General features: G+C 45.2%; 6 protein-coding genes and 1 tRNA gene. 1 reads left to right on the top strand and 6 read right to left on the bottom strand.

Features of this window, described 5'->3' with window-relative positions; translation table 11 throughout:
• Positions 1-602 precede the first annotated feature (602 nt).
• The 6 genes from UQ64_RS01730 to UQ64_RS01705 all read right to left on the bottom strand — a co-directional run bounded on the left by UQ64_RS01730 (position 603) and on the right by UQ64_RS01705 (position 7163).
• Complete coding sequence (locus tag UQ64_RS01730) at positions 603-1274, bottom strand: hypothetical protein (RefSeq protein ID WP_060621819.1); 672 nt, start codon at positions 1272-1274, stop codon at positions 603-605.
• Between the two features lie 130 nt (positions 1275-1404).
• Positions 1405-2532 (bottom strand): flavodoxin-dependent (E)-4-hydroxy-3-methylbut-2-enyl-diphosphate synthase, encoded by a 1128-nt coding sequence (gene ispG / locus UQ64_RS01725; RefSeq protein ID WP_060621818.1) that lies wholly within the window; start codon positions 2530-2532, stop codon positions 1405-1407.
• 109 nt (positions 2533-2641) lie between these two features.
• Positions 2642-3898 (bottom strand): ATP-dependent protease ATP-binding subunit ClpX, encoded by a 1257-nt coding sequence (clpX, locus tag UQ64_RS01720; protein ID WP_042130648.1) that lies wholly within the window; start codon positions 3896-3898, stop codon positions 2642-2644.
• 12 nt (positions 3899-3910) lie between these two features.
• A complete protein-coding gene (clpP, locus tag UQ64_RS01715; RefSeq protein WP_036685049.1) occupies positions 3911-4501 on the bottom strand; it encodes an ATP-dependent Clp endopeptidase proteolytic subunit ClpP in 591 nt (196 codons plus the stop codon).
• 383 nt (positions 4502-4884) lie between these two features.
• On the bottom strand, positions 4885-6219 hold the full coding sequence (gene tig / locus UQ64_RS01710; protein WP_060621817.1) for a trigger factor: 1335 nt from the start codon (positions 6217-6219) through the stop codon (positions 4885-4887).
• 98 nt (positions 6220-6317) lie between these two features.
• Complete coding sequence (locus UQ64_RS01705; protein ID WP_060621816.1) at positions 6318-7163, bottom strand: hypothetical protein; 846 nt, start codon at positions 7161-7163, stop codon at positions 6318-6320.
• Between the two features lie 279 nt (positions 7164-7442).
• Between UQ64_RS01705 and UQ64_RS01700 the strand changes: the two genes are divergently transcribed.
• Positions 7443-7516 (top strand) — tRNA-Arg (locus UQ64_RS01700).
• The last annotated feature ends 794 nt before the right edge of the window (positions 7517-8310 follow it).

Genomic DNA, 8310 nt, shown 5'->3' with positions numbered 1-8310 from the left:
CAGCGCGCTAGGCTATCTTTCGCCGGTACGGTTTGCTGCGCAATTTAATAAGAGAAAGGCAGTTTAATGGTGTCTACTTTCTTGACAGAGGTCCAAAACTCCCTATAGTTGAATGAGAGTAATCCCAATGAGTGGATTATAGGGAATTTCTCCCTATATTACGTTGATTTCACGTAAAAACAGATACTTTTCGTGATTTTATAGGGAGGAATTCCGTATAAACTCCCTTTTCATGCAAAAACGGTCTATTTATAGGGATATTTTCCCTATAAGAAGCATACAACTATAGCTAACCTTGAAAAAACAACTATTTCTCCTCGCATACCCACTTCTAACCGCTCCTACTCCTACTCCTACTCCTACTTCCACTCCTACTTCCTCTTCCTCCACCTTTCCCTTTAATCCCATTAATTTTTTACTATTAACTCTACACTCACTCTCCAATCCAACCTCACATCTTTATCCATACTCACTGCCTAACGCCTTACTCCCTAACACCTTACTCCCTACTCAACTCTATTCGTCATCTCCGGCTCACCTCTTCTAAACTCCACCATTCTCAACCACACCAGCTCATCATAAGCCCATTCATATCATGCACCTCAATCCCAGTAAAAAAGAACATCCCGGGCCAACTCATAACCTATATTTCTAACGCCATGTTCTCTTTTTACAGCTTTCAGCCATCCTTTTTCACATAATCTTATAAGCATCAGTCTTGCCGTTTTGGGGTCTAGCATGAAAAAATCTGATATCTCTTTAAGACGTACGGTACCCGATTTACGAACTATATAACGGATAATTTCTTTCTCTGTAAGAATTGCCCTGTCGCTCGGTACACTTACAATCTGATAACGGCTTAGTACCACACGCAGCAGTGTAATACATAACTCAGGACGTTGTTCCACATCATCGTAGGCAAATGAAATGACTTGGTAACCCATTCCGTACAGAAACGTCTCACGATTTAGCTCATTACAATACTTCAGCCTATCCATATCTCTTACATGTGCGGCATACCCTTTAATCTCGAACAAGAGCTTAATAGGCCCTGGCAAAAAAGCATAATCCGCGAAATAAGATCGTCCGCGCCAATCCAGCACCTCATACTCCGGATGAAGATCATTGAAATCCCCACGAAGCGGCCACCATACATTCTGCAAAAACATTTCTTCGGCATGACGATGCCCTCTCTCCAATCTTCCCCGCCTCTCACCTATCCTGCTTGCTAGATGCTGCTCAATAAATGCTTCATGTGCTTGTTCATATTGCATTCGACGTCCCCCCTCAATAATTAATTCCACGCAAAAAAACGCCCCGTTCCCACTACCGGATATACCGGAGTGTAACAGGGCGTTCTTCGCCACATATTATTAACGAATCATAAATTCGTAAAAGACCAGGTTACTTCGATTGCACCGGAGGTGCAAGGTTAGCGTGAGCTCGGCCTGGGATTTCTCCCGTTTCCTCGTACGCTACAACAATCGCATCAATTTCCTTCTTCAGCTCGTTCACTAGTTCCGCCTCAGGTACTTTACGAATCATCTGGCCGTAACGGAACAACAAACCTTCCCCACGGGCGCCAGCAATACCGATATCTGCTTCACGCGCTTCACCAGGGCCATTAACAGCGCAGCCAAGTACGGATACTTTAATGGGTACCTTAAGCTTCGAAATGTACTCTTCCACCTCATTAGCAATAGAGAAAAGGTCTATATCAAGTCGTCCGCAAGTCGGACAAGAAATGAGTGTAGCCGCGTTAGAGATCAGACCGAAGGTCTTCAGCAGCTCACGTGCCACCTTAACCTCTTCCACTGGATCAGCGCTAAGCGAGATACGCAGGGTGCTGCCGATGCCCATAGAGAGCAGTGCACCGATACCCGCGGAGCTCTTCACTGTACCGGCAAACAAAGTGCCGGATTCTGTAATCCCGAGGTGCAGCGGATAAGGAATAACTTCCGCAGCCTGACGGTAAGCCTCGATGGCCATTGGCACATCGGATGCTTTTAAGGAAACGATAATGTCGTGGAAATCCAGCTCTTCCAAAATACCAATATGGTACAGTGCACTTTCTACCATAGCTTCAGGAGTCGGGTATCCGTATTTCTCCAAGAGATGATTCTCCAAAGAACCAGCGTTTACACCAATCCGAATCGGAATTCCTTTTTCTTTACACGCTTTAACTACTGCTTCTACCTTCTCCCGACGACCGATATTGCCCGGATTAATCCGTACTTTATCAATGCCGTTCTCAATAGCCATCAGCGCGAGCTTATAGTTAAAATGAATATCCGCTACGAGTGGGATATGAATCTGCTTCTTGATCTCCTTAATCGCGGCGGCTGCCTCTTCATTGTTGACAGTAACGCGTACCAGTTGGCAGCCTGCTTCCTCAAGCCGTAAAATTTCAGCTACAGTAGCCTCCACATCAGCTGTTTTGGTTGTACACATGCTTTGAATCGCAACCTCGTTGTTTCCCCCAATAATGAGCCCGCCAACATTGACAGGACGGGTTTGGTGTCTCAAGAACATGATTTTTCTCCCCCATAACGCCAAAGCTCCACCCCTTCGCAACCGCTAGTGAAGCGGGATAAGCGGAAGAAAGGTGGAGACAGTGACATGTATTGTTAAGGTAAGCGACTTACGCGCTTTCCTCTTTCTTTTTGTCTTTCTTAAGGTTCAATTCAGGCAAAGCCTTCTCTTGAACGACCTGCTCCGTGATCACGCAATCTTTAATATCATCACGTGAAGGAACTTCATACATCACATCAAGCATGATGCTCTCAATAATCGCGCGCAGTCCACGGGCTCCCGTATTGCGTTTGATCGCTTCCTTGGCAATCGCTTCGAGTGCCAACGGTTCGAACTTCAGCGCTACGTTATCCATTTCCAGCAGCTTGATGTATTGTTTCGTGAGTGCATTCTTAGGCTCGGAAAGGATACGCACCAGCGTATTCTCATCAAGCGGCTCCAAAGTCGAGATGACCGGCAGACGGCCTACAAATTCAGGGATTAGTCCGAATTTAAGCAAGTCTTCAGGCAAAACCATCGACAAATATTCACCAGGCTTGAGATCCTTTTGTCCTTCAACCGCTGCGTTGAAGCCAATGACTTTTTTACCGATACGGCGTTTAATCATTTGCTCCAGACCGTCAAAGGCACCGCCCACGATGAACAAGATGTTCGTCGTATCGATTTGAATAAACTCCTGATGAGGATGCTTACGACCACCTTGCGGAGGTACCGAAGCAACTGTTCCTTCGAGAATTTTCAGAAGCGCCTGCTGTACACCTTCACCGGATACGTCACGAGTAATGGACGGGTTCTCGGATTTACGTGCCACTTTATCAATCTCATCAATATAGATAATGCCGCGTTCGGCTTTCTCCACATCATAATCTGCTGCTTGAATCAGCTTAAGCAGAATGTTCTCAACATCCTCACCGACATAACCAGCTTCCGTTAGGGAAGTAGCATCTGCAATCGCAAAAGGAACGTTGATAATCTTCGCCATCGTCTGTGCGAGCAAAGTTTTACCCGAACCTGTTGGACCAAGCAAAAGAATATTACTCTTCGTCAGTTCAACATCTTCGATTTTGCTTTGGCTGTTCACACGCTTATAGTGATTGTAAACCGCAACAGACAGCGATTTCTTCGCTTGCTCTTGACCGATTACATATTGATCCAAAATATCGCGGATTTCCTTTGGTTTCGGAATATCCTTCAGATCAAGCTCTTCCTCATGACCGAGCTCTTCTTCCACGATTTCCGTGCAAAGCTCGATACATTCGTCACATATATAAACGCCCGGTCCTGCTACAAGCTTACGAACCTGCTCTTGTGATTTGCCGCAAAAAGAACATTTCAATTGCCCTTTTTCATCATTAAATTTAAACATCTAACCACCCCTTTAAGATTTCATCGGTGAAGAAAGAACCTGGTCAATAAGCCCATATTCCTTGGCTTCTTCCGCGCTCATGAAGTTATCGCGGTCTGTGTCCCGTTCGATTTTTTCAAGGGGCTGACCTGTGCGATCTACATAAATTTGATTCAACTTCTGTTTCGTCTTGAGAATCCAGTCGGTATGAATCCAAATGTCGGACGCTTGACCTTGAACACCACCGAGCGGTTGATGAATCATAACTTCGCTGTTAGTCAGCGCATATCTTTTGCCCGGAGCCCCAGCTGTTAAAAGGAGCGATCCCATGCTTGCCGCCATCCCTACACAAATGGTTGAAACATCCGGTTTGATATATTGCATCGTATCGTATATACCCATGCCGGCTGTTACTGAACCACCGGGTGAGTTGAGGTACAAGTGAATGTCCTTCTCGGGATCATCTGCTGCAAGGAACAGCAGTTGAGCAATAACCAGATTGGCGACATCATCGTCAATCGCACTGCTTAAGAAGATAATGCGATCCTTGAGCAATCTGGAATAGATATCGTACGAACGTTCCCCACGACTTGTTGATTCCACAACCATTGGTACCAGACTCATGCCACCAACCTCTTTTCTCTATACAGATTAGTCTTATCGTTTCAAAAATATTTTAACACGTTCACGGCGCGATGTCATTTTTTCACTACAGCAGACCTGTCCACTGCTTGTGATAGTGACGTTATCACGCCAATTTCCTTAATGCTATACGCTCATACGGATACCTATGTAATCACAAATATCTGTGCCCGAGGATAAAAATAAGGCACGTAACGAAACTTACGTGCCTTATCATATCTGTATGGAGGCCGACTTACTTGGCCGTTCTAGGTAGTGTCAAGCATAAACGCCTGGCCCCTTATAAGGACGGAAAGCTTTTAAGCGAGAAATATAAGGATAAAGTATAGAGTGATACTTATATTATCTTATATTTTTAAAAAATCTTACTCAGCTTTAGTGTCTTCAGCAGCTGGCGCTTCTTCTACTGCTTCAATTTCTACACTGTTGCTAACAAGGAAATCAATGGTTTTGCGCAAAGAAAGTTCTTCGCTCAAGCTGCCCAGTGAACCGTTAGCTGCCAAGATGCTGCGAATTTCTTCTGGCGTACGTTTGTAAGCTTCAGCCATAGTAGCCAACTCTTCGGAAACTTCTTCTTCGGAAACTTCAATGTTCTCTTGTTTAGCGATAACTTCCAGTACCAGGTTGTTGCGAACGCGTTTTTCAGCATCGCCTTTCATTTGGTTCTGCAAGTCTTCACGAGTTTGACCCGAGAAGCTAAGGAACATATCCATGTTCATACCTTGTTGACGAAGACGAGTGTCGAAATCACGAACCATGTTCTCAACTTCGCTGTTGATCATTGCTTCTGGGATCTCAACTTCAGCGTTTGCTGCTGCTTTATCAACAACTGCGTTCTCGCGAAGGCCCTTCAATTCATCCTGTTTACGGGATTCGAGTTGAGCTTTCAGATCTGCTTTGTACTCTTCCAAAGTTTCGAATTCACTTACATCTTTAGCGAACTCATCATCGAGTGCAGGAAGTTGTTTGCGTTTGATTTCGTGCAATTTCACTTTGAATACTGCTTTCTTACCCGCAAGGTTCTCTGCATGATATTCTTCAGGGAAAGTAACTTCAACATCTTTGAAATCTCCAGTAGCCATTCCAACTACTTGCTCTTCAAATCCAGGAATGAAGGAGTTGCTACCAAGCTCAAGAGAATGACGCTCAGCTTTTCCGCCTTCGAACGGTACGTCATCAACATATCCGTCAAAATCGATCACAGCGATGTCGCCGTTAGCTGCTGCTTCTTCTTCAACTACTACGAGTTCAGCATGACGTTCTTGCAGACGAGCAAGCTCAGCGCTCAGCTCTTCTTCAGTCACTTCAGCTTTTTGTACTGGAACTTCCAGACCTTTGTAATCGCCGAGCTTCACTTCAGGTTTAACCGTGATCTTCGCTTTGAAGATAAAGGATTGACCTTTAGCAAATTGCTCAATATCAACTTCAGGACGGTCTACAGGGAAGATGTCAGTTTGTTCAACCGCTTCACCGTAAGCTTCAGGAAGAAGAATGTCGATTGCATCTTGGTACAAGCTTTCTACACCAAAACGGGATTCAAAGATCGGGCGTGGTACTTTACCTTTACGGAAGCCTGGTACGTTAGCTTTCTTAACGACTTTGTTAAAAGCTTTATCAAGTGCTGCTGCTACGCGTTCTGCGTCAACTTCTACTTCAAGAACTCCAAGGTTCTTCTCTATTTTTTCCCATGTTGCTTTCATATTATACTTTTCCCTCCAAAATATAGGTTCACAAGTTCACTTCAAAAAATGATACAATCCACGCACAGAATAACCATTATATTATATACAACATTACTTTATTTATCAAGTAGAGAAGTCTTTACAAAACCCTTGATCGCTCGATAAGCTCCCTCAAATTGAAAGCGCATGCCGTCTGTAATGCCGTACATTCCACGAGTCTCCTCCTCCTGCCGTGTCCCGTTTAAGCTCTCAGATACAAACTGGTGTAACGCCCCTGCCCAAATATCGAGTAGCGCGTCTTCCCCATCCAGTAATTTCCGATACTCTTCCGATCCATAAATCGACATGACGAACTGGCCCCAGAGCTCCTGTGCAAAATAATACAGCGTAGGCTCATGTACCTCCGCCTGCTCGGCTACCCGCTCCAGTACCTGACTCACCTGCGGTGGAAAACCCTCTGTCTGCAGCGGCACACTTTCAATCTCTACAATTGCTGTTTCGTGACCACGAATCAGATTGACCGTTCCCTGCACCCCGCGCCGCCGAAGGGTCTGCAGGGTCCGAAATTGCAGCAATGGGTGAACATTCCCCCCCTGCAGCCAAGCCGTCAGCGCCTCATCAACTCCGCCGCCTTCCAGATAAGAAAGCTGCTCTAGTGCTAGGATTGTCGCCTCTGACAGCGGCTCATTCATTACCCGCTGCAGCAGCTTTTGAGGATACCCCGCATCCTCAGTCATTTTTGATCTGGCCAAGAGACGGGCCATATCTTCTTCCCTTAAATCTTCGTCTTCGGGGTGAACGGCTCCTCCCGCATCTCCATTCTGGGAGGCATAGGGAAAAGCCGTTTCCAGCCATTCCAGCAGAGACCGCCATTCCTCGTAATTCCGCTCTTCCTGTCCTTGACACTGCAGCAAAAAACGAAGCAGCTCCATCGCTTCCCCGTACCGTTCGCTCTCCAGCATCACCGTAAGCTGGATTTGATAATAGTCCAGTGTCTTGGGGAACAGGACAATATTCTCTTTAGTGGCGGGGGAATCTGAATCTTTAATGAGGGCACCTCCTTATAGCTAATTATGTGAATTGAATCTAAAACGTCATAAATGTTATTAAGACCTTAAGCTTCATCCGAAACTTATTAATTGTAGATTATAGCATACCCCGTACTCTTTTTAAAAAACAGCTTGAAAAAATTCAACATACATGATATGATAATCCCTGCTTGCTTTTCAGCCAGCAATCATGTCCCGGTAGCTCAGCTGGATAGAGCATGCGCCTTCTAAGCGCACGGTCAGGGGTTCGAATCCCTTCCGGGACGTCAGAGTAACAGCCTTCCTTCGGGGAGGCTGTTTTTGCGTTCAGGGAGACAGTTAGGTTCGTTGAACAGTCTGTGTTAGGCGGCTAGGCTGGTGCGGATACAGTTGATGCTTCTCGGAGTTACTTGCGATGCTGTGTTGCTGGGTACGTTCAGGGCACTAGGTTTATAGAGTAACTTTGGCAGTTGTTCTGGTGCGGTTGACGTTTCTCGGAGTTACTTGAAGTGTGTGTAGGCAGGGTACGTTCAGGGCACTAGGTTTATAGAGTAACTTCGGCAGTTGTTCTGATGCGGTTGACGTTTCTCGGAGTTACTTGAAGTGCGTGTAGGCAGGGTACCTTCAGGTACTTTCTAGTGTGGAACCCCCCTAGGACCAGATCGAAAAGAATTATATCCTAGCTAGTCTGTAACTATCGGGAAATGCTCCCTATAAAATTGCCTGGAATCGCTAAAAATCAAGCTTTATAGGGAATTTCTCCCGTTAATATTACTCAAAATCCCTATTCATGATCAAATCAGAGATATTATAGGGACGATTTCCATATATAAGCATTTAGAGACCATAGAGCGTTGAATTATAGGGAGATATTCCCTCTATCTATGCGAATACTCAACAAACAATCCTTAAGCAATCAAGTTCACGAATCGGGAGCACTCACGAATATCCATTGATAACTCACCAATTCACGAGCAACTCTACATAATCCACCAATCAATTCTTCGCAAATCTGCTATTTCTCATTCGTTCCCCAATTTGACCAAGTTGAGCGTAATCATTCAATCACGGAAGATTAGCA

The organism is Paenibacillus etheri (genome assembly GCF_001012825.1).
Lineage (GTDB): Bacteria > Bacillota > Bacilli > Paenibacillales > Paenibacillaceae > Paenibacillus_AQ > Paenibacillus_AQ etheri.
The sequence above is the reverse complement of the archived record's forward strand: the minus strand, read 5'-3'. Positions and strand labels throughout refer to the sequence as shown.

Bases quoted from the DNA above. Each gene is read 5' to 3' on its own strand.
- UQ64_RS01730 (WP_060621819.1), bottom strand. From the start codon at position 1,274: ATGCAATATGAACAAGCACATGAAGCATTTATTGAGCAGCATCTAGCA.
- ispG (WP_060621818.1), bottom strand. From the start codon at position 2,532: ATGTTCTTGAGACACCAAACCCGTCCTGTCAATGTTGGCGGGCTCATT.
- clpX (WP_042130648.1), bottom strand. From the start codon at position 3,898: ATGTTTAAATTTAATGATGAAAAAGGGCAATTGAAATGTTCTTTTTGC.
- clpP (WP_036685049.1), bottom strand. From the start codon at position 4,501: ATGAGTCTGGTACCAATGGTTGTGGAATCAACAAGTCGTGGGGAACGT.
- tig (WP_060621817.1), bottom strand. From the start codon at position 6,219: ATGAAAGCAACATGGGAAAAAATAGAGAAGAACCTTGGAGTTCTTGAA.
- UQ64_RS01705 (WP_060621816.1), bottom strand. From the start codon at position 7,163: ATGCTGGAGAGCGAACGGTACGGGGAAGCGATGGAGCTGCTTCGTTTT.